This window comes from Streptomyces sp. SID10853, assembly GCF_010548145.1.
In the GTDB taxonomy this organism is placed as follows: Bacteria; Actinomycetota; Actinomycetes; order Streptomycetales; family Streptomycetaceae; genus Streptomyces.
In genome coordinates this window covers 1-20,853 of the sequence record NZ_JAAGLN010000005.1, presented here as the reverse complement: position 1 = coordinate 20,853, position 20,853 = coordinate 1, and the positions used below count along the sequence as shown (strand labels likewise).

At 70.8% G+C, this 20,853-nt stretch carries 23 protein-coding genes; 11 read left to right on the top strand and 12 right to left on the bottom strand.

The features are described 5' to 3' along the window. Nucleotides 1–23 precede the first annotated feature (23 nt). A complete protein-coding gene (locus tag G3I19_RS02690) occupies nt 24–254 on the top strand; it encodes a gliding motility protein (protein WP_343234961.1) in 231 nt (76 codons plus the stop codon). A gap of 29 nt (nt 255–283) precedes the next feature. Next, nucleotides 284–529 carry an antitoxin gene (locus tag G3I19_RS02685; protein WP_164259036.1) on the top strand — a complete coding sequence of 82 codons (246 nt, stop codon included), beginning with the start codon at nt 284–286 and terminating at the stop codon, nt 527–529. A gap of 75 nt (nt 530–604) precedes the next feature. Here the strand turns inward: G3I19_RS02685 and G3I19_RS02680 are convergent, their stop codons facing one another. The 3 genes from G3I19_RS02680 to G3I19_RS02670 form a co-directional block, all read right to left on the bottom strand. Next, the gene (locus G3I19_RS02680; protein ID WP_164259034.1) at nt 605–1,315 is read right to left on the bottom strand and encodes a class III extradiol dioxygenase subunit B-like domain-containing protein; all 711 of its coding nucleotides are present in this window, start codon (nt 1,313–1,315) and stop codon (nt 605–607) included. An 87-nt stretch (nt 1,316–1,402) separates the two neighbouring features. Beyond that, entirely contained in the window at nt 1,403–2,905 is a 1,503-nt protein-coding gene (gene miaB / locus G3I19_RS02675) for a tRNA (N6-isopentenyl adenosine(37)-C2)-methylthiotransferase MiaB (protein ID WP_164259032.1), read from the bottom strand. A 92-nt stretch (nt 2,906–2,997) separates the two neighbouring features. Further along, complete coding sequence (locus G3I19_RS02670; protein WP_164259030.1) at nt 2,998–3,630, bottom strand: CBS domain-containing protein; 633 nt, start codon at nt 3,628–3,630, stop codon at nt 2,998–3,000. Between the two features lie 210 nt (nt 3,631–3,840). Between G3I19_RS02670 and G3I19_RS02665 the strand changes: the two genes are divergently transcribed. Then, entirely contained in the window at nt 3,841–4,836 is a 996-nt protein-coding gene (locus G3I19_RS02665; RefSeq protein WP_164259027.1) for a TAXI family TRAP transporter solute-binding subunit, read from the top strand. Between the two features lie 8 nt (nt 4,837–4,844). Here the strand turns inward: G3I19_RS02665 and G3I19_RS02660 are convergent, their stop codons facing one another. Then, a complete protein-coding gene (locus G3I19_RS02660; protein WP_164259025.1) occupies nt 4,845–6,239 on the bottom strand; it encodes a HAMP domain-containing sensor histidine kinase in 1,395 nt (464 codons plus the stop codon). Between the two features lie 14 nt (nt 6,240–6,253). Further along, nucleotides 6,254–6,943 carry a response regulator transcription factor gene (locus G3I19_RS02655; RefSeq protein ID WP_164259023.1) on the bottom strand — a complete coding sequence of 230 codons (690 nt, stop codon included), beginning with the start codon at nt 6,941–6,943 and terminating at the stop codon, nt 6,254–6,256. Nucleotides 6,944–7,259: 316 nt separating this feature from the next. Here G3I19_RS02655 and G3I19_RS02650 point away from each other — a divergent pair, with 316 nt between their 5' ends. From G3I19_RS02650 to G3I19_RS02620, 7 genes are all read left to right on the top strand, one after another. Further along, nucleotides 7,260–8,054, top strand: a complete 795-nt coding sequence (locus G3I19_RS02650) for an amino acid ABC transporter ATP-binding protein (RefSeq protein ID WP_164259021.1) — start codon at nt 7,260–7,262, stop codon at nt 8,052–8,054. Between the two features lie 43 nt (nt 8,055–8,097). After that, nucleotides 8,098–9,018, top strand: a complete 921-nt coding sequence (locus G3I19_RS02645) for a glutamate ABC transporter substrate-binding protein (RefSeq protein WP_164259019.1) — start codon at nt 8,098–8,100, stop codon at nt 9,016–9,018. 135 nt (nt 9,019–9,153) lie between these two features. Beyond that, nucleotides 9,154–9,801: an amino acid ABC transporter permease gene (locus tag G3I19_RS02640; protein ID WP_164259018.1), complete on the top strand. Its 648-nt coding sequence runs from the start codon at nt 9,154–9,156 to the stop codon at nt 9,799–9,801. Then, complete coding sequence (locus G3I19_RS02635) at nt 9,798–10,685, top strand: amino acid ABC transporter permease (RefSeq protein ID WP_164259016.1); 888 nt, start codon at nt 9,798–9,800, stop codon at nt 10,683–10,685. Before G3I19_RS02640 ends, G3I19_RS02635 begins: the two co-directional genes overlap by 4 nt. Nucleotides 10,686–10,964: 279 nt before the next feature. Continuing rightward, nucleotides 10,965–12,875 (top strand): FAD-dependent monooxygenase, encoded by a 1,911-nt coding sequence (locus G3I19_RS02630; protein WP_164259014.1) that lies wholly within the window; start codon nt 10,965–10,967, stop codon nt 12,873–12,875. A gap of 207 nt (nt 12,876–13,082) precedes the next feature. Further along, nucleotides 13,083–13,622 (top strand): cysteine dioxygenase, encoded by a 540-nt coding sequence (locus G3I19_RS02625; protein WP_164259012.1) that lies wholly within the window; start codon nt 13,083–13,085, stop codon nt 13,620–13,622. 173 nt (nt 13,623–13,795) lie between these two features. Then, nucleotides 13,796–14,185, top strand: a complete 390-nt coding sequence (locus tag G3I19_RS02620; RefSeq protein WP_164259010.1) for a rhodanese-like domain-containing protein — start codon at nt 13,796–13,798, stop codon at nt 14,183–14,185. 169 nt (nt 14,186–14,354) lie between these two features. On the opposite strand, the gene recX is transcribed toward G3I19_RS02620, so the two are convergent. From recX to G3I19_RS02600, 4 genes are all read right to left on the bottom strand, one after another. Beyond that, nucleotides 14,355–15,059 carry a recombination regulator RecX gene (recX, locus tag G3I19_RS02615; protein WP_164259008.1) on the bottom strand — a complete coding sequence of 235 codons (705 nt, stop codon included), beginning with the start codon at nt 15,057–15,059 and terminating at the stop codon, nt 14,355–14,357. A gap of 3 nt (nt 15,060–15,062) precedes the next feature. Next, entirely contained in the window at nt 15,063–16,199 is a 1,137-nt protein-coding gene (gene recA, locus G3I19_RS02610) for a recombinase RecA (protein WP_164259006.1), read from the bottom strand. Nucleotides 16,200–16,470: 271 nt separating this feature from the next. After that, the gene (locus G3I19_RS02605; RefSeq protein ID WP_203599066.1) at nt 16,471–17,643 is read right to left on the bottom strand and encodes an AI-2E family transporter; all 1,173 of its coding nucleotides are present in this window, start codon (nt 17,641–17,643) and stop codon (nt 16,471–16,473) included. A gap of 435 nt (nt 17,644–18,078) precedes the next feature. Continuing rightward, the gene (locus tag G3I19_RS02600; RefSeq protein ID WP_164259002.1) at nt 18,079–18,273 is read right to left on the bottom strand and encodes a DUF3046 domain-containing protein; all 195 of its coding nucleotides are present in this window, start codon (nt 18,271–18,273) and stop codon (nt 18,079–18,081) included. Between the two features lie 79 nt (nt 18,274–18,352). Between G3I19_RS02600 and G3I19_RS02595 the strand changes: the two genes are divergently transcribed. After that, entirely contained in the window at nt 18,353–19,267 is a 915-nt protein-coding gene (locus tag G3I19_RS02595; RefSeq protein ID WP_164259000.1) for a hypothetical protein, read from the top strand. Nucleotides 19,268–19,354: 87 nt separating this feature from the next. Here the strand turns inward: G3I19_RS02595 and G3I19_RS02590 are convergent, their stop codons facing one another. The 3 genes from G3I19_RS02590 to G3I19_RS02575 all read right to left on the bottom strand — a co-directional run. Then, nucleotides 19,355–19,660 (bottom strand): AzlD domain-containing protein, encoded by a 306-nt coding sequence (locus G3I19_RS02590; RefSeq protein ID WP_164258998.1) that lies wholly within the window; start codon nt 19,658–19,660, stop codon nt 19,355–19,357. Next, the gene (locus tag G3I19_RS02580; protein ID WP_343234960.1) at nt 19,657–20,559 is read right to left on the bottom strand and encodes an AzlC family ABC transporter permease; all 903 of its coding nucleotides are present in this window, start codon (nt 20,557–20,559) and stop codon (nt 19,657–19,659) included. The genes G3I19_RS02590 and G3I19_RS02580 overlap by 4 nt, the downstream gene beginning before the upstream one ends. Before the next feature lie 10 nt (nt 20,560–20,569). Continuing rightward, on the bottom strand, nt 20,570–20,853 hold a 284-nt coding region (locus G3I19_RS02575), incomplete at its 5' end, for a helix-turn-helix transcriptional regulator (RefSeq protein ID WP_164258996.1).

Sequence of the window (20,853 nt, the reverse complement as noted above, 5' to 3'; positions counted from 1 at the left end):
GCCGGAAGACGAAGGACGTAGTCGTGGAGCCGGCTGTGGAAGCAGGCACCGAAGCCCCGGGCCAGGAGCCGGCCGGGGAGCCGGTCGAGGCGCCCGCCCCTGAGCCGGCGCCGGAGAACCTGGCCGACGAGCCCGTGCCGGGGGCGCCCGCGGAGGACGCCGCGGCCGGTACCGTCGAGAGTGTGGAGATCCCGCGTCAGCAGTCCGCGTCCGCGGCCGCGGACAATGAAGCCGGCGAGGGCGTTCGCAAGTAGACCGCCCTCCAGAGGGAAGTAGGTAGGCCATGGGATTCCTGGACAATGTGAAAGCCAAGCTCGGACCGGCCAAGGAAAAGGTCTCCGACCTGGCCGAGCAGCACGGCGACAAGATCGGGGAGGGGCTGGACAAGGCCGCTCACACGGTCGACGCCCGGACCAACGGCAAGTACAGCGACAAGATCGAGTCGGGCACCGGCAAGGCCAAGGAGGCCCTGGAGCGGCTCGCGCACAAGGACGACGGCGGTACGTCCAAGCCGCCCACTGCTTCCTGATCCGGCACCGCGCGGCGGGCGGTCGTGGAGCATCCCGCTCCACGGCCGCCCGCCGCGTTTCGGAGCCGGCTGTCCTCAGGACCAGGTGGCGACGTAGTACCCGACCCCGTACGGAGCGTCGTCGTAGAGCAGCTGTCCGCCCGGCTCCGTGCCCTCGGCCGCACCGGCGAGGACCTGCCAGGGCGCACGGCCCGCGGCCTGCAGTTCGTACGCCAGCGCGGCGTCCAGGCCCTTCAGCGCTGCCACATCCGCCGTGCCCAGGGCCCGCGCGGCGGCGGCGTCGAATCCGGCGGCGCGTTCGTCCAGGTAACCGGGTGCCTTGAGGGTGCGGCAGGCGCTGCCGTCGCCCATGACCAGCAGGGCGACCCGTTCGGCGCGGCCGGCCAGTTCCCGTCCGGCCGCCAGGCAGCGTGCGGGCTCCAGCGGCTCGCCGACGCCCAGCCCCTCGACTGGTGCGCCGGCCCACTCCGCGCGGCTCAGCAGCCAGGCGGCGACCGACAGGGAGGGCGGGAGTTCCCGTCCGCCACGGGCGTCCGACGTACCCAGCCTGACCCGGAGGTCCACACCGAAGCCGCTGAACGAGCCGGTGGCGCCCTCGGGGTGCGGGCCCCGGCTCTCGGCACCTGCGGGTCCCACGACGATCAGCAGATCGGGCCGGGCCGCGGCGAGCACCCCTACGGCGTCGAGGCAGGCTGCCCTGGCAGCGTCGAGTTCGGACGCCGCACCCGCGGCCACCTCGGGCACGAGCAGGGGCGGGCAGGGGCACACGGCGGCGGCTACGAGCATGATCCGCAGCCTAGTCCGCCGGGCCGGCGACCGGCCAAGGCCCCGGCTCGCGGGGGCACTGATCCGGCCTGATCCGAACGAAAGGCCCTAGTCGCAGCCACAGCCTCCGGCCACGGCGGGCTCCGGTGCCGGAGCGCCGATGCCCGGCAGCCCGAGCATCACACCGGCAGGCTTGGCAGCCGCCACGGTGTTGCGCTTCTCCCAGGCGTCCCCGGACCGGGTGCGCCGTACCGCCTTGGCCGGGCCCTCGGCGAGGAGGTGGTGCGGGGCCGCGTAAGTGATCTCCACCGTCACCACATCGCCGGGGCGCACCTCGGTGTCGGGCTTGGTGAAGTGCACCAGCCTGCTGTCGGGCGCGCGCCCGGAGAGGCGGTGCGTCGCGCCGTCCTTGCGGCCCTCGCCCTCGGCGACCATGACGTCCACGGTGCGGCCGACCTGGGTCTTGTTCTCCTCCCAGGAGATCTCCTCCTGGAGCGCCGAGAGCCGCATGTAGCGCTCCTGGACGACCTCCTTGGGGACCTGGCCCTCCATGGTCGCGGCCGGGGTCCCGGGACGCTTGGAGTACTGGAAGGTGAACGCCTGCGCGAAGCGCGCCTCGCGGACCGCGTGCATCGTCTGCTGGAAGTCCTCCTCCGTCTCGCCGGGGAAGCCCACGATGATGTCGGTGGAGATCGCGGCGTGCGGGATGGCGGCCCGCACCTTGTCGATGATCCCGAGGAAACGCTCCTGCCGGTAGGACCTGCGCATCGCCTTGAGGACGGTGTCCGAACCGGACTGCATCGGCATGTGGAGCTGGGGCATCACGTTCGGCGTCTCGGCCATCGCCGCGATCACGTCGTCAGTGAAGTCACGGGGGTGCGGCGAGGTGAAGCGGACCCGTTCCAGCCCCTCGATCTTCCCGCAGGCCCTCAGCAGCTTGGAGAACGCCTCGCGGTCGCCGATGTCCGAGCCGTACGCGTTGACGTTCTGGCCGAGCAGCGTGATCTCCGAGACGCCCTCGTCCACCAGCGCCTCGATCTCGGCGAGGATGTCGCCGGGCCTGCGGTCCTTCTCCTTGCCGCGCAGCGCCGGGACGATGCAGAAGGTGCAGGTGTTGTTGCAGCCGACGGAGATCGAGACCCACGCGGCGTACGCGCTCTCGCGGCGGGTCGGCAGCGTCGAGGGAAACGCTTCGAGCGACTCGGCGATCTCGACCTGGGCCTCGCCCTCGATCCGGGAGCGCTCGAGCAGCACCGGGAGCTTGCCGATGTTGTGGGTGCCGAAGACGACATCGACCCACGGCGCGCGCCGGACGATGGTGTCCCGGTCCTTCTGGGCCAGGCAGCCGCCGACGGCGATCTGCATGCCGGGGCGCCTGGTCTTCATCGGCGCGAGCCTGCCGAGGTTGCCGTACAGCTTGTTGTCGGCGTTCTCGCGCACCGCGCAGGTGTTGAAGACGACGACATCGGCATCCCCGTCGGCGCCCTCCGGCGCGCGGACGTATCCGGCGTCCTCCAGAAGTCCCGACAGCCGTTCGCTGTCGTGGACGTTCATCTGGCAGCCGTAGGTGCGGATCTCGTAACTTCGGTTCAGGGCGTCCTGCGCGGTCATGTCACCAGGGTAGGCGGTGCCGGGCGTGGGCCGGGCCCCGGCCGTACGAGGGGCCGGCCCGCCGGGCTCCGTCCGGCGCCGCGGCGGTCCGGCTAACTCCCGCCGGTGCTGTCGTCCACCTCGTACTGCAGGCGTTCGGAGACCTCGACCACTCCGTCCACACCGCGGCACAGCCGCACCGCGGCCGGAATCACGCTCCGCCGCTCGACCAGGCCGCTGAGCATGACATGGCCGTCGCTGACGTCCACCGTGATCGCGGAGGGCGACAGGCCCAGGGTCCGGGTCAGGACACCTTCCAGTACTTCCTCCTGGATGGCGCGGTCACGGCGGAGGAAGACCTGGAGGAGATCACTGCGGCTGATCACACCGGCCAGCCGGCCGGTGTCGTCGACGACCGGCAGCCGTTTGACGCTCCTGGCCTGCATCAGCCACCCGGCCTCGACGATCGTCCAGTCCGGGTACGCGACCACCGCCGGGCTGGTCATCAGCCCTTCCGCGGTGGTCGCCTCGGTCTTGGAGCGCTGGTCGGGCTCCTGCCGGAGGGCGGGCAGCAGCGCGGTCAGCCCCAGCTGTTTGCGGAGCAGATCGGCCTCGGAGACCACGCCCACCGGCCGGTCGTCGTCGTCCACGACGGGAACGGCCGAAATACGGTGCTCGGTGAGCAGCCGGGCGATCTCCTTGAGGAACGTTCCCCGCTGCACCCGTACGACATTGGTCGACATCATCTGTCCGACAGTTCGGCTCGACGTCACTGCGGCCTCCGGGGCACGGTCCAGCGGCAATCGGCTGCCGGCTGGTGATCAAGGTCAATAGTGACAGCCATGAACCGGACTCAATAATTCCGGACGGTGGGGCCGGCGGCGCGGCAAGCGGCCCGCCCGTCCGCTGTCCCACTCCCCTGTTCGCCGGGGGCGTGAACTGGCAGGATCGCGCGCATGCCCAAGGCCCTGTCCCGCATCAGCCGCCGTCGCGCCCTCCAGGGCACGGTGGCCGTCCTGGTGACCGCCGGGCTGCTGATGTGGTGGCTGCTGCCCATCGGCCCGCCGTCGCCGCGCGGGACCGTGACCTTCAGTACGGGTGTGCGGACCGGTGTCTACCAGCTCTACGGGAAGCTGCTCAGCCCCACGCTCGCGCACGACCTGCCCGGAGTGGACATCCGCCTCCAGCCCAGCGAGGGCTCCCAGCAGAACCTCGCCAGGGTGGCGACGGGCCAGGCCGACTTCACCATCGCGACCGCCGACGCGATCGCGAAGTACATCGAGGACGGCAAGCCGGGCGCCGGCCGGCTGCGCGGCTGCGCGCGGCTGTACGACGACTACGTGCAGCTCGCCGTCGACGACAGCTCCACGGTCAGGCGCGCGGCCGACCTGCGGCACAAGCGGGTCGCGGTGGGCCAGCCCGGCTCCGGTGTGCGGCTGATAGCGGACCGGGCGCTGCGGGCCGCCGGGCTCGATCCGGCCAAGGACATCACGGCCGTACCTGCGGGGATCGACACCAGCCCGGAGCTGCTTGCGGCGGGCAGGATCGACGCGTTCTTCTGGTCGGGTGGCCTGCCGACGGACGCCGTACGTGATCTGGCGGCGCGCCATCCGATCCGGCTGGTCCCGCTGGACGATCTCGTGACCCGGCTGCACGCGGCGGGCGGCACCACCCGCTACTACCGCTCGGCCGTCATGCCGGCCGACGCCTACCGCCAGGCCCGTAACGGCGCCCCGGTACCCACCATCGCGGTTGCGAACGTTCTGGTCACCACCGACCGCGAGGACCCGGAGCTGACCGAGGGCTTCACCCGCAGCGTGATCCGCAGCCGCGACCGCATCGGCATGCAGGTGCACGCCGCGCAGCTGGTCGACGTACGGACCGCGATCTACACGGACCCGCTGAAGCTGGACGAGGGCGCCCGGAGCTACTACCGGTCGGTCAAGCCCTGACCGTACGGTCAGCTGTCCGGCGCGGTGCGCGGCACCGTCACGGTCACCCGGAGCCCGTGCGGTTCGTTCTGCCGGTAGGCGATCGAGCCGCGGCCCGCCGTCAGCAGGGCACGCGAGATGGAGAGACCGAGGCCCGAGCCCTTGATGTTCTGATGGCGGCCGCTGCGCCAGAACCGGTCGCCGATCCGGGCCAGTTCGTCCTGGCTGAGGCCCGGTCCGCCGTCGGCGACCGTGATCCGGGACGAGGAGCCGTCGGAAGCGGTCTCGACCCGCACCTCCTCGCCCTCCGGGGTGAACTTCAGCGCGTTGTCGATCACTGCGTCCAGGGCGCTGGAGAGCGCGACGGGGTCGGCCCAGGCGGTGACCGCCGCGGAGCCCCCCTCGGTGAGCCGGACCCCCTTGGCCTCCGCGACCGGGCGCCAGGCCGCGACCCGCTCGGCCGCCAGCTCGGCAATGTCGGTGACCCGCAGCTCCGCCGCCGTGTGCTCGGCCAGCGCCAAGTCCAGGAGGTCGTCGAGTACCTGGCCCAGGCGCTTGCCCTCGGTGCGTACGGAAGCGATCTCCTCGTTGCCCTCCGGGAGTTCGAAGGCGAGCAGCTCGATCCGCAGCAGCAGCGCCGCGAGCGGGTTGCGCAGCTGGTGCGAGGCGTCCGCCACGAAGGCGCGCTGCTGCTCCAGCACGTCCTCGACGTTGTCGGCCATCTCGTTGAACGACCGTGCCAGACGGCGCAGTTCGGGTGGGCCGCTGCCGGAGGCGACGCGTGAGTTCATCAGCCCGGTCGCGATGCCGTGGGTGGCGGCGTCCAGGGTCCGTACCGGAAGCAGCACCCAGCCGGTGAGCCGGAAGGCGGCGCCCACGGCGAGCAGCATCGCCCCCGCCTCGCCCGCGCCGATGAGCAGCCAGCCGCGGACGGTGCGCGAACGCATCTGGTCGGTGGGCGAGTCGGTGACCACCACCGCGATCACATCGCCGTTCCTGACGACGGGCGAGGCGACGATCAGCCGCCCCTGCTGCCAGGGCCAGATCTGCGCCGGGTCCCGGCTGCGCCGTCCGGCCAGCGCGTCCTCGAAGGCGGTCCGCCCCTCTCCACTGACCGGGACCTGCCAGGACCGCGGGGCCGCGGCCATGGCGACGCGGTCGCGGTAGAAGACGCCGGCCCGGATGCCGTACACCGTCTGGTAGCGGTCGAGCTCCTCCTGGAGGGTGTCGTGCCGCTCCTGTTCGCTGGCCGGTATCTCGGTGACGAACTGGGCCTCCTCGGCCATCCGCGCGGTGTCGTCGATCCGGTCGACGACCACCTTCTGCTGTGCGGCGGCCGCCACGCTCAGCGCGAGCGGGAAGCCGAGCGCGAGCAGCACCCCGGCCATGAGGACGATGAGCAGCGGAAGCAGTCGTGCGCGCACGGGCCCGACGCGCCTCAGGCCGGGACGACGAGGCGGTAGCCGACGCCGCGCACGGTCTCGATCAGGGCGGGCAGCTGCAGTTTGGAGCGCAGCGAGGCGACGTGCACCTCCAGGGTGCGGCCGGTCCCCTCCCAGCTGGTCTGCCAGACCTCGCTGATGATCTGCTCCCTGCGGAAGACGACGCCGGGGCGCTGGGCGAGCAGCGCCAGCAGGTCGAACTCCTTGCGGGTGAGCTGTATCTCGCCGCCCTCCACGCTGACGCGCCGGGTGGGCAACTGGATCTCGACGGGGCCGACCCGGAGTGCGGCGGCCGGGAGCGGCCCGGTGTCGTCGCCCGCGCTCTTGCGCCGGCTGACGGCGTGGATGCGGGCGAGCAGTTCGCCCGTGTCGTAGGGCTTGACGACGTAGTCGTCGGCGCCGAGGTTGAGGCCGTGGATACGGGACCGCACATCGGCCCGGGCGGTCACCATGATCACCGGGGTGTCGGTGCGCTTGCGGATCTTGCCGCAGACCTCGTAGCCGTCCAGGTCGGGCAGGCCGAGGTCCAGCAGGATGACGCCGAAGGGCTCCTGGTCGTCCGGCAGCAGGCACCGGAGCGCCTCCTCGCCGTTGCGGGCGTGCACGACTTTGAAGCCGTGCCTGGCCAGTACGGCGGACAGGGCGGCGGCCACGTGGTTGTCGTCCTCGACGAGCAGCAGTCTCATGGGCCCCTCTCGTTATCGGTACGTCTGATGATCCGGATCCGGTTCCGTGCCCCGGCAGAATCCAGCCGTATCCAGGCATCCACGCCGATGGCCGCCGCACCAGTCAAGAGGGTTCCGGATTCCGGCGGTTTCCGTTACGCACCCGGTACTCCGGATCACGGCGTCCTTCACCAGGAGTGTCCGGCCCGTGCCCACGTGCAACCAGATCGTGATGCTCAATTTCCGCTCAGATGTAATGACGCTGGTAGGAGCGCCTCATTACTGTCCTTCCAACCACGACCGCACTTGCGGTCGAGGAGGACGGAGCGAACAGCCGATGAGCGGAGTGCCAGTGACCGAGTCCGCCGAATCAGCCGAAGACCCCCTGCCGGTAGCGGACGACCTGGTCGTACTGAGCAACGTCAACAAGCACTTCGGCGCGCTGCATGTGCTCCAGGACATCGACCTGACCATCGCGCGCGGCGAGGTCGTGGTCGTCATCGGGCCCTCGGGGTCCGGTAAGTCCACGCTGTGCCGCACCATCAACCGTCTGGAGACAGTCGACTCCGGCGCGATAACGATCGACGGCAAGCCCCTCCCCGCCGAGGGACGGGAGCTGGCCAGGCTGCGTGCCGATGTCGGCATGGTCTTCCAGTCGTTCAACCTCTTCGCGCACAAGACTGTTCTGCAGAACGTGGTGCTCGGCCAGACCAAGGTGCGCAAGACCGAGAAGAAGGCCGCCGAGGACAAGGCGCGTGCGCTGCTGGACCGGGTGGGTGTCGGTGCCCAGGCCGACAAGTTCCCCGCGCAGCTCTCCGGCGGCCAGCAGCAGCGTGTCGCGATCGCCAGGGCGCTGGCGATGGACCCGAAGGTCATGCTCTTCGACGAGCCGACCTCCGCGCTCGACCCCGAGATGATCAATGAGGTCCTCGAGGTCATGCAGCAGCTGGCCCGTGACGGCATGACGATGATCGTCGTCACCCACGAGATGGGATTCGCGCGCTCCGCGGCCAACCGGGTCGTCTTCATGGCCGACGGAAAGATCGTCGAAGAGGCCGTCCCGGAGCAGTTCTTCAGCAACCCCCGCAGTGACCGCGCCAAGGACTTCCTGTCGAAGATCCTTCACCACTGATGAGACAGACGTCCAACGGGCGCCGAAACAGAGGATGTTCAGCATGAAGTTCCGTAAGTCCGCCGCCTTCGCGACGATCGCCGTGCTCGCTCTGACCGGTACCGCCTGCGGCGGCAAGTCGGGCTCGGCCGGCGACAACGGCGCGGCGAAGCCCGGCGCCGCCGACGCCCCCAAGCTCCCCACTTACACGGTCGCCAAGAACGTCTCCCTCGACTCCCCCACGTTCAAGAAGGCCAAGAAGCGCGGCAAGCTGGTGATCGGCGCGAAGGCCGACCAGCCGTACCTCGGCTTCGAGGACCAGTCGACCAAGGAGCGCTCCGGCTTCGACGTCGAGATCGCCCGGATGATCGCCGCGGACCTGGGCTTCTCGAAGGACCAGATCGAGTGGAAGACCGTGGACTCCGGTATCCGTGAGACCGCGATCGCCAAGGGCCAGGTCGACTACTTCGTCGGTACGTACACGATCAACGACGAGCGCAAGAAGCTCGTCGGATTCGCCGGGCCCTACTACAAGGCGGGCGCCTCGCTGCTCGTCCGCAAGGACGAGAAGGCCATCACGGGTCCGGAGACCCTGAAGGGCAAGAAGGTCTGCTCGATCAAGGGCTCCACCCCGCTCGCGGAGATCGAGAAGCCGAAGTACGGCGCGAAGACCACCGAGCTGGCCAAGTACTCCGACTGTGTGCAGGAGCTGCTGACGAAGCAGGTCGACGCGGTCACCACCGACGACGCGATCCTCAAGGGCTACGCGGCCCAGAACCCGAAGAAGCTCCAGGTGGTCGGCAAGCCGTTCACCGAGGAGCCGTACGGGGTCGGCATGGGCAAGAACGACAAGGCGCTGCGCGACTTCATGGACTCGGCCCTGGAGAAGCACGTCAAGGACGGCACGTACAAGAAGATCTACGACGCCACCCTGGGCCTGTCCGGATCCTCGTACGTCGCGCCGCCGGCCGTCGAGCGCTACTGATCCACCGGGCACCGCGCGCCGCAACCCATCGGCCCGCCGGTACCGCCTGACCGTAAGCGCCGAAGCGCCCCGTACCCGGGTACGGGGCGCCAGGCCCCCTGTCTTCCAGCTGCTGCCCGCCGACGCGGAGACCTCATGAACGTACTTTTCGACCACTTTTCGGCGTTCCGCGACGGCTTCATAGGAACCCTGGAGATCACCGTCATCAGCACGGTCATCGCCTGTGTCCTCGGCATCGTCATCGCCGGCTTCCGGGTCTCGCCCGTGCCGCCGCTGCGGTTCTTCGGGACGGCCTGGGTCACGATCCTGCGGAACACCCCTCTGACGCTGCTCTTCCTCGTCGCCACCTTCGTGGTCCCCGAGATCTTCTTCCCGGGGATGAGTCCCTTCCTGCTGGCATCGCTCGCGCTCGGCTTCTACACCTCGTCGTTCGTCTGCGAAGCCATCAGGTCCGGGATCAGCACGGTCCCGGTGGGCCAGGCCGAAGCGGCCCGCTCACTCGGTCTGAGCTTCGCCCAGACCCTGCGGATGATCGTGCTGCCGCAGGCGACGCGCACCGTCATCGCCCCGCTGAGCAGCATCATCATCGCGCTCACCAAGAACTCGGCCATCGCCGGTGCCTTCAGCGTCACCGAACTCTTCGGCTGGCAGAAGGCCATGAGCGACCTGGGGTACGGGATCGTCCCCCTCTTCATCTGGGTCGCCATCGGCTACCTGATCATCACCTTCGCGATCAGCGGCATCTTCCGCCTCGTCGAGAGCCGTATGGAGGTCGCCCGATGAGTGCCAGCGTGCTCTACGACGCACCCGGCCCCAAGGCCGTCGTACGCAACCGGATCTACTCGGTCCTCGGCAGTGCGGCCATCGTCGCGCTGATCGTCGTCGCCGTCGTACGGCTCTCCAGCAAGGGGGACCTCGACGGCGGCATGTGGGACATCTTCAACTACAGCGGCATCCGTACCAACATCGCCGACGCCGTCGTCGCCACGCTCAAGGCGTTCGCCCTGGGCGCGGCGGGGTCGCTGGTGCTGGGTGTGGTGCTGGTCGTCGGCCGGCTCTCCGACCACCGTCCGGTGCGGTGGGTGGCGACCGCGTTCATCGAGGTCTTCCGCTCCATCCCGCTGCTGATCACCATCTACGCGATCTGGGTCGGGTTCCTCACCGACTACTCGATGTGGGCGCTGGCGCTGGGCCTTGCCGTCTACAACGGCTGTGTGCAGGCCGAGGTGCTCAGGGCCGGCATCAACTCCGTACCGAAGGGGCAGCGCGAGGCCGCGTACGCCCTGGGGATGCGGAAGTCGCAGGTGGTGGCGACGGTGCTGATGCCGCAGGCCGTCCGTGCGATGCTGCCGACCATCATCAGCCAGCTGGTCGTCACGCTGAAGGACACCTCGCTCGGCTACATCATTCTCTATCCGGAGCTGCTGGCGACCGCACGCCTGATCGCCAGCAACACACCGGTCAACGGGCAGTACCCGTACGTCTCGACGATCGTCGTCATCGGTGCCATCTATCTGGCGATGTGCCTGCTCCTCTCGGCGCTCGCCACCTGGATCGAGAAGCGCGGGCGGCGGGCGAAGACGGGGATCGCCGTGGGGCCCGCGGCCGTACCCCCGGGGGTGACGGGCGCGTCCGACGCGGTCGGGGGCGGCACGGCCGGGGTCTGACCGGCGGCGGGCCCTTGGACTTGACCGGCGGCGGGCCTTCAGGGCTCGGCCGGGGGCGGGCCCTGGGACTGACCGGCGGCGGACCTCATGGCTCGGCCGGGGTCAGCCCCTGGGGCTTGACCGGTGGCGGCCCCTGGGGCTGACCGGGGGTGGTGGCTGCGCCCTGTCCCGCCGTCACTTGACGCAAGCACCCGCAGTGGGTTGCATACGTTCTGTGATCGCGCACCGGGCTCTATCTGTCATCAGCCACTTCTCCGCACGGGTCCGAGGGGCCGCACCGTGGACCCGGTGATCATCGTCGGCGCGGGCCCGGTCGGGCTCGCGCTGGCCCTGGCACTCGCCGCCCGCGATGTCCCCTCCGTCGTGCTCGACGAGGGGGACGGCGAGCAGGCCCCCCGCCCGGCGCGTACCGTCGTACTGCGCCCGGACACCGCCGACTTCCTGGGGCGGATCGGCTGCGCGACGGCCCCGGGCGAGACCGCGCGGTGGACCGCCTGGCGGTCCGTCAGGCGGAGCCAGCAGATGCAGCGGGTCGTTTTCGACGAGCCGGGCCGGTTCTCCACCGGACCCGGCACATCGGCGGCCCAGGGCCCGGCCGGTGGCATCGGCGGCCCCGGTGCGGCCGGTCGGCCGGGTGGGTTCGACGCCCTTTCGGACACCGCCGCCCCATCCGGCTCAGTGGGCCCGCACGGGTTTCACGGGGCTGGGGAGACCGGCGAGAGCAATGGCTCCGACGGCGCCAGGGGCTCCGGAGGGCCCAACAGGGCGGGTCCGGCCGACGAGTTCGAGGCACACGAGGCGTACAAGGAGTACAGGGAGTACAGGGAGTACGACAGCTTCGACGGCCCCGGTCACGGCCCGGGCGAGCCATCGCCGTTCCATCTGCCCCAGCACACACTGACCCGCGGGCTGCGGGCCGCGGCGGCGAAGCGGCAACAGGTGAAGCTGGTCACCGGCAGCCGGGTGGACACCGTCGAACAGGACGGCAGCGGCGTCACCGTGCACACGGCGGGCCCGCAGGGCACCTGGTGGCGCGGCAGCCACCTGGTCGGCTGCGACGGCGCACGGTCCACCGTCCGCAAACTGCTCGGCATCCGCTTCCCCGGCCGTACCGCGGTGGAGCGGCACGCCGTGGCCGCCCTGCGCACCGAACTGCCCTGGCCCGGCGAAGCGTTGCTGCACCGGCTGCCGCCCTGGCGGACCGGAGGCGAAGAGGTGACGGCCCGTCCGCTGCCGGACGACGTCTGGCGGATCGACTGGCTGCTGCCGCCACGCGCCGAACTGGTCACCCCCGAGGCGCTGGTGGCGCGGGTCCGTGCCGCGCTGGCAGGCTGGTGCGGCGGCGAGACACCCCCGTACGAGCTGATCGACACCGGCGTCTACACCCTGCACCACCGGCTCGCCAGGCGCTGGCGGGTGGGGCGGGCGTTCCTGGCCGGCGACGCGGCGCATCTGCTGGGCGCGCTCGGGACCCAGGAGCTGGACGAGGGGCTGCGGGACGCCGACAACCTCGCCTGGAAGCTGGCACAGACCTGGCACCACGGGGCGTCCGAGCTGCTGCTCGACAGCTACCAGGCAGAGCGCCGGACAGCTGTCGCCGCCCGGCTGCGCGCCGCTGACCAGTCACTGCCGATACTGCGCGGCGGCGGTGGGCTGCGGGCGTATCTGCCGGGCAGGGCACGCGGACACGACGCCCTGCTCGCGGACGGCCATCTGGGCGGCGGTGCGCTGGGCGCGCCCCCGGTGTACTCCCACTCGCCCCTGGCGCCCCCGCACACCCCCTCACAGACCGCGGTGGGCACCCGGACCGGCGCGCCGGTCGCCGATGTACGGGTCACGGCGCCGGACGGTACGGCCGTGCGGCTGCGTGAACGGCTCGGGGGCGGGCAGCTGCTGGTCGTGCTGATCGCGCCGGGTACGGGGGTGTGGGACCGGCGGCACTGGATGAAGGCGGGCGTCATGCCGAGGCTGGCCGCAGCGGTGAGCGCGCTGCCGGTCAAGGCCGAACTCCTGGTGGCCGAGACCTATCCGGGCGCATCGGCACACACGGTGCTGCTGGTACGTCCGGACGGACATCTGGTGGCGGCCTTCAACGGGGTGCGCCCCGCCGAACTCTACGAAGCGGCCGACGCCGCGCGGGGCGGGGCGGCGACGGCGGTCCGGGAGGAGAGCACCGCGGACGTCAATTGACCGTCGTAGGCGCACATGGTGTACTGCGGAGCGTGACCGACACCGATGTGCGCCTGTGGCGGAGGGTCCATATGGACCTCGTCCGCTATGCGGGCTGCACGTGTCGTCCGTCCAGCTGATTCGCCCTTTCCCTTCGCGCCTGCGCCGCCCCGTGCTGTTCCGGGGTGCCGCGCGGCGCGTACCCGCGAACCATTCCGGACGGTCATCATGTCTCTCTCCGCACCCCTGTCCGCCGCTGCGCCCGCGCGCACGGCGGCGCCCACCGCGAGCCGGCTCCTCGACTTCGTCACCCGGACCGCCGCCGACTCCGAACTCATCCGCTCGCTCCCGCTCGACCCCGAGGGCCGCACCTGGATCCGGCTGGACGGTCCGGGCGGGAGCGAGGCATGGCTGATCGGCTGGCCACCCGGCACCGGCACCGGCTGGCACGACCACGGCGGCTCCCGGGGCGCGTTCGCCACGGCGGCGGGTGTGCTCAAGGAGGACTCCCTGGCCGCGCGGCTGCCCACCGAAGGGTGGAAGACCCTCGAACTCGCCGACGGGGTCGACCGCACCCGGCAGCTGACTCCGGGCGCCGGGCGGGCCTTCGGCGCCCACCATGTGCACCAGGTGCTCAATGAATCGACCGCCGAGCACGCGGTCTCGGTGCATGCCTACTATCCGCCGCTGCCGCTGATGCGCCGCTACAGCCGCAGCGGCCCCCTCCTCCGCCTGGAACAGGTCGAGCGCCCCGGGGAATGGGAATGAGCAACCCCGTGCCCGAACCGCTGCCCACCCCCACGTCTGAGATCCCCGTGCCCGAACCGCACCCCGTTTCCGAAACGCTCCCCGCGCCCGAACCGCACTCCGTTTCCGAGACGCACCCTGTTTCCGAACCGCACCCTGTTTCCGAACCTCACCCTGCGCCCGAACGGCACCCTGTGGACGAACCGCTCTCTGTGGACGAACTGCTGGAACGAGTCCGGTCGGGGCTCGACCGGATCGGTCCCCGGGAGGCTTTCGACGCCGCGGCTCAGGGGGCGCTGCTGGTGGACATCCGGTACGCGGCCCTGCGCAAGCGCGACGGGCTGATCCCCGGGGCACTGGTGGTCGAGCGCAACGAGCTGGAGTGGCGGCTCGATCCACAGGGCAGCCACCGTGCGCCGGAGGCCACCGGCCACGGTCTGCGGACCGTGGTGATCTGCAACGAGGGATACGCGTCGTCCCTCGCCGCAGCGTCCCTGCGGCAGCTTGGCCTGTACCGGGCGACCGACCTCATCGGCGGCTTCCAGGCGTGGCGCGCGGCCGGACTCCCGGTCGACAGGCCCTGAGGCTGTCACCTGCCACCTGTCACCGAGCTGCCATCTGTCACCGGTCCGCGTGTCACCGGTCCGTGTGCCACCCGCCGCACGGATGCCCGGCTGTCGGGGGCTGATGGCCACCGGTCCGCCTGCCGGGCGCCGGCCGTCGCCCGGCAGGCGCGCCGGTGGGTCCGACCGGCTACCCGTCGTCCTGGAACCCCCCGTGTTCCAGGTCCGCCAGATCCTCGCCCTCCGTCTCCAGCGCCCGCCGCACCACCCGCAGGGCCATACCCTCCGGGTATCCCTTGCGGGCGAGCATGCCCGCGAGACGGCGCAGCCGTTTGTCACGTTCCAGTCCCCGGGTCGAACGGAGCCTGCGGGTGACCAACTCCCTGGCGGTCTCCTCCTCCTGCTCGGAGTCCAGCTGTCCGACGGCGTCCTCAATGAGCGCGGAGTCCACGCCCTTCGTACGGAGCTCCCGAGCGAGCGCCCGCTTGGCGAGCCCCCGCCCATGGTGGCGGGATTCCACCCAGGCGTCCGCGAAAGCCGCGTCGTTGATGAGCCCGACCTCTTCGAAGCGGGACAGCACCTCCTCGGACACCTCGTCGGGGATATCCCGCTTCTGCAGTGCTTCGGCCAGTTGCTTACGGGTGCGTGCAGTCCCGGTGAGCAGGCGCAGGCAGATGGCCCGCGCCTGCTCCGCCGGGTCCTGAGGCTTCTGCGGTTCCTGGTCCTGGGACCGCGTCCGCTGGGACCGCCTCTGCTGTGACCGCTGGCGCCGCGGTCCCGCTCCTCCGTCCCCGGCTCCGTCGCTGTCCCTGTACTCGTCCCCGCAGCCGCTGTCCCCGTGTCCGTCCCCGCCCCCGGAGTTCCTGGCCTCCGGCCATTCGGTTCTCCGGACCACGGGTCAGCTCTTGGCCGCGGCGGTCTTGGCCGCCTTGGCCTTGCCACCGGCCGCCGGAGCGGGAACCGTCTTCGCTGCCTCGTCGGCCACAACGGCGCCTGCGGCGTCCGCCTCCGGCTCGGCTCCGAGTTCGGCCTCCCGCCGGACACCGATGCCCAGCTTCTCCAGGATCTTCTTCTCGATCTCGTTGGCGAGATCGGGGTTGTCCTTCAGGAAGTTCCGCGCGTTCTCCTTGCCCTGTCCCAGCTGGTCGCCCTCGTACGTGTACCAGGCGCCCGCCTTGCGTACGAAGCCGTTCTCCACGCCCATGTCGATCAGACCGCCCTCGCGGCTGATGCCCTGGCCGTAGAGGATGTCGAACTCGGCCTGCTTGAAGGGCGGCGAAACCTTGTTCTTGACGACCTTCACGCGGGTGCGGTTGCCGACCGCGTCGGTGCCGTCCTTCAGGGTCTCGATCCGGCGGATGTCGAGCCGGACCGAGGCGTAGAACTTCAGCGCCCGGCCACCGGTGGTGGTCTCCGGAGAGCCGAACATGACGCCGATCTTCTCGCGGAGCTGGTTGATGAAGATCGCGGTGGTCTTGGACTGGTTCATCGCGCCGGTGATCTTGCGGAGCGCCTGGCTCATCAGCCGGGCCTGCAGACCCACGTGCGAGTCGCCCATCTCGCCCTCGATCTCCGCACGCGGCACCAGAGCCGCGACGGAGTCGATGACGACCAGGTCGAGCGCGCCGGAACGGATCAGCATGTCGACGATTTCCAGCGCCTGCTCGCCGTTGTCCGGCTGGGACAGGATGAGGTTGTCGATGTCGACGCCGAGCTTCCTCGCGTACTCGGGGTCCAGCGCGTGCTCCGCGTCGATGAAGGCCACTTGGCCGCCGAGCCGCTGGGCGTTCGCCACCGCGTGCAGCGTCAGCGTCGTCTTGCCGGAGGACTCCGGACCGTACACCTCGACCACCCGGCCACGCGGCAGTCCGCCGACGCCGAGGGCGACATCGAGCGCGGTCGACCCCGTGGGGATGACCTCGATGGGTTCGTTGGGCCGCTCGCCCAGGCGCATGACCGCGCCCTTGCCGAATTGCCGTTCAATCTGGGCGAGAGCGGCGTCCAGCGCCTTCTCGCGGTCGTTGCCTGCTGCCATGGGTTCCACCCGATTTGCTTGAGTCGATCGCTTCACGTCAATGACGCTAACCCCTGCCACTGACAATGGGCTCCGAAGCCCGTCCCGCCTGTGGACAACTCGGTGGACAACACAGTCGACAACTCGTCCGAGTACCGGGCCAGAACCCCATAAGAACGGCTGTTCGATTTTACTGTCAAGCGCGCCACGCGGGTGTCCGGCCCGAGTCCGGCCCCGTGTCCGGCGCGTCCTCGGCGCGGCCGTGGTCCAGCGGCCGGGTCAGCCGACCGTGTCAGCCGACTGTGTCCTCGTCGCTGTTCCCCGGCCGCGGGATCCGTCCCCGGAGCAGGGAGCTCCTGATCCTCGCGGGCACCGCGGCCGGGTCCCGGAGCCCGCGTACGTTCCCCGGTCCGCGCCTGCCGTGGACGCGCGGGTCGTCCGTCACGTCGTACCGCTTCACATAGGCCCCCAGGAACGCCTGGAGGGTCGCCACCGCCGGGATGGCGATCAGCGCACCGACCGCCCCCAGCAGCGCGGTCCCCGCGATGACCGAGCCGAAGGCCACCGCGGGGTGGATGTCGACGGCCTTCGCCGTGAGCTTCGGCTGGAGTCCGTAGTTCTCGAACTGCTGGTAGATCACCACGAAGACCAGCACCCACAGCGCGTACCAGGGGTTCACCGTGAAGGCGAGCAGCATGGGCAGAGCGCCCGCCAGATAGGTGCCGATGGTCGGGATGAACTGGGAGACCAGACCGACCCACACCGCGAGCGCGGGGGCGTACGGCACGTTCAGCGCGACCAGCAGGACGTAGTGCGCGACGCCGGAGATCAGCGCCATCACACCGCGCGAGTAGAGGTAGCCGCCGGTCTTGTCGACCGCGATCTCCCAGGCCCGCAGCACCTCGGTCTGCTTCGACGGCGGCAGTACGGAGCACAGCGCGCGCCGCAGGCGTGGCCCGTCGGCCGCGAAGTAGAAGGCGAACAGGAAGATCGTCAGCAGCCGGAAGAGGCCGCCCAGCACAGTGGTCGACACGTCGAGCACACCGCTCGCGCTGTTCTGGACGTACTTCTGCAGCCAGTCCGAGTGCAGCACGCTGTCCTGGACCTGCACCCGGGACAGCTCGCTGTGGAAGGTGTGGTTGGTCCAGTTGATCACCAGGTCCAGGTACTTGGGGAACTCCTCGACCATGTCAGCGATCTGTCCGGCCAGCATCGAGCCGAGCAGGAAGACGAATCCGGCGGCCGCGAGCGCCACCCCGAAGAAGACCAGGAAGGTGGCGAGACCACGGCGCATACCGCGCGCCGCCATGCGCCCCACCGCCGGCTCGACCGCCAGAGCCAGGAAGAACGCGATGAGGATATTCGTCAGCAAGCCGATGAGCTGGTAGAACGCCCAGCTGCCCAGCTGGAAGCAGGCCACGAGAGCGAGGGCGAGCACCATCGCCTTCGGCAGCCAGCGGGGCATCGACGCCCGGCCCCTTCCTGTCGCGGGCCCGCCGGGCTCGGCGGCGGGAGAGGGCGGGGCGGCGCCGGGGGCCCGGTCCGCGGTCGTCCGGTCGCCGGTCGTCCGGTCCGTGGCGGTCTCGTCCGGGGTCATCTGGTCCTCGGCAGTCTCATCGGTCAGGTCGGTCATCGGTCAGTCGGTCATCAGTCAGGTCGCGGTCAGGTCGGTTGACCGGTCGGACCGGTCATGCGCCAGGGCTGTCATGGCCGGTCCGTCATGGCCCGCCTGTCATGTCCGGGTCCGTCAAGGCCGGTCGCACAGACAGCAGGCGGCACGGCTGCACGCGGCACGGGCCGCACGTGGATCAGCCTGTAGGCGGCACAGCCGGCCGGTCGCACCCGCCCAGTCTCGCGTACCCGTGTGACGGGCGGCCGCACGCCCCCTGGCCCCCGGTGCTCAGCGCCGGTCCTCGGGGATGCCCGCCGCCGCGCAGACACCCCGCCAGACGTCCTTCGTCTCCCAGCCGGCGGCCAGTGCCTCGTGCACCGTACGGCCGCCCAGCTCCGCCATCACATGGTCGCGTGCGAACGAGTCGGCGTACGCCTCGCCGAAGTGCTCCGCCATCCGCTCCCAGAAAATCGTCAACCGCATGACTTCAGTATCCAGCCCCTGAGAGTGCAGCCTCGCCCGTCGCCCTTGCCCTGAGCTTTTTCCGCTCTACCTTCGGAACATGGCTGGAACCGGAGCATCTCCTCTCGAACGTGCCGAGCACTTCATCTGGCTGACGGCCCGGGTGCTGGAACAGCGGAGGTTCGCGTACCACTTCCTCGACGGGCGCGCCGATGCCGTGGAGGCCGCGCTCGCCGCCCACCTCAACGAGGACGGCGGGTACGGGCACGGGCTCGAACCCGATCTGCGCGGGCCGGTGAGCCAGCCCCTGCACACGGCGCACGCGCTGCACGTGCTCGACTCCGTAGGGCGCTGCGGCGGGATGCGGGTGGAGCGGGTGTGCCGGTATCTGACCGAGGTGTCCACCAGGGACGGGGCGCTGCCCGCGGTCCACCCCTCGCAGCGCGGCTATCCGTGCGCGCCGTTCATCCCGGTCGTCGACGACCCGCCGAGCGAGCTGCTGGCCACCGGGCCCGTGGTGGGGGTGCTGCACCGTAACGAGGTCTGGCACGCCTGGCTCTTCCGGGCGACCGACTTCTGCTGGCAGGCGGTCGACGCGCTGGAGCACTCCCACCCGTACGAGATCCAGGCGGCGGTCGCCTTCCTGGACGGTGTCCCCGACCGGTCGCGGGCCGAGGCGGCGGCCGACCGGCTGGGCCGGCAGGTGCGGGAGCAGCGGCTGGCCGTGCTGGATCCGGAGGACCGCGCGTCGTACCCGGTCGCGCCGGGGTACGCGCCGGGGGAACAGCATTTCCCTTACGACTACGCGCGGGGGCCGGGTTCGCTGGCCCGTGGCTGGTTCACCGACGAGGAGATGTCCCGGTCGCTGGACTTCCTGGCGGACGAGCAGCGACAGGACGGCGGCTGGCCCGTCAACTGGCGTTCCTGGGCGCCGGGTCCGCAGATCGAGGCGCGGCCCATGGTGACGGTCCAGGCGCTGCTGACGCTGCGGGCCCACGGCCGCGAGGTCGCCTGACGCGCGCCCCTCCCTCGGTCCCTCACCCACTCCCAGGGCGTGCGACGGCACACGGGGGCGCGCAGGCGGGGGATCCGGCACGCCGGCTCAGCCCAGTGCGCGCACCCCGGCGGTGACCACGACCGCGGCTCCGACGACGACCAGAAACGGGGCGCGCAGTACCAGTGCGAGCGCCGCTGCCGCGACCCCCGCGCCCCGGGCGTCCAGTGTGAGGTGCTGGCCGCTTCCGAAGGTCTGCTGAGCGGTGAGGGCCGCCAGCAGGGCGACCGGGAGCAGCGAGGACAGCCGTTTGACGACCGGCCGTTCGAGCGTGCCCGCGGGCACCAGCAGCCCGAGCAGTTTGACGAGGTAGCAGCCGACGACCGTCGCCCCGATCGCGATCCAGACGCTCAACTTTCCTTCCCCTTCCCCGGTGTCTCCTTCTCCGGTGTCTCCTTCTCGGATACGTCCTTCCCGGGTGCCTCTTTCCCGGATACGTCCTTCCCGGGTGCCTCTTTCCCGGATACGTCCTTCCCGGGTGCCTCTCTTCCGGGTGCCCTCTTCTCCGGTGTCCTTCCGTTCGCCGCGCCGCTCGTACCTCCGGCAGCACGCCCCTTGAGGAACAGCACGGCCGGAGCCGCGAACGCGGCGACCAGCACCGGGACCCCGCCCGGCAGCAGCGGCAGCAGTCCGAGCCCCAGGACGACGGCGAGCCCGGCGACCACCCGCTCCGTCGCCGTCCGCAGCATGGGGGCGAGGAGCGCCAGGAAGACCGCGGGCCCGGCCGCGTCGAGGCCCCAGGCGGCGGTGTCGCCGAGCGCCTCCGCGCCCAGCGCGCCGAGCAGCGTGGTGAGGTTCCACAGCACGTACAGGGTCAGGCCCGTGGCGGTGAACCCGATCCGGGCCGCGCGCCGCGTCGGCTGGGCGAGAGTGACGGCCGTCGTCTCGTCGATCACCCAGTGCGCGGCGAAGGGCCGCACCGCGCGCGGCAGGGCCAGCAGCTGGGAGAGCCGCAGCCCGTAGAAGGTGTTGCGGACGCCGAGGAAGAAGGCGCCCGCGGCGGCCGCGAACGGACTGCCGCCCGCCGCCAGCGCGCCGACCAGCGCGAACTGGGAGGCCCCGGTGAAAACCAGCAGGCTGAGGGCACAGGTCTGCAGCAGGCTCATACCCGAGCCCGCCGAGGTCACGCCGAAGGCGAACCCGGAGAGCCCGACCGCGACACCGACGCCCAGCGCGTCCCTGATGACGGCCGAATCCGGTCTCGGTTCCGGTTCTGCACGGTTGTCCGTGAGTACTGTCTGTTCCCTTGTCACCCGGCTGACGCTACGAGGTACGACCGCGCCCGGTCTTGTACGTTTTTGCGCGCTCTCGCTGGTACGCGCCCGGTGGGACCCCCACGATCCGGGTGAAATGCCGGTTCAGATGCGGCTGGTCGGTGAAGCCGACGGCGGTCGCCGTCTCCGCGGGTGTGGTGCCCGCCTCCAGGAGGTGCATGGCCCGGCGCACCCGCGCGTCGGTGAGCCAGGTGTGCGGCGGCATGCCGTACGCCGCCCGGAAGGCGCGCAGCAGGGCGAAGGGGCTGGTGCCGAGGTCGGCGGCGAGCCGGT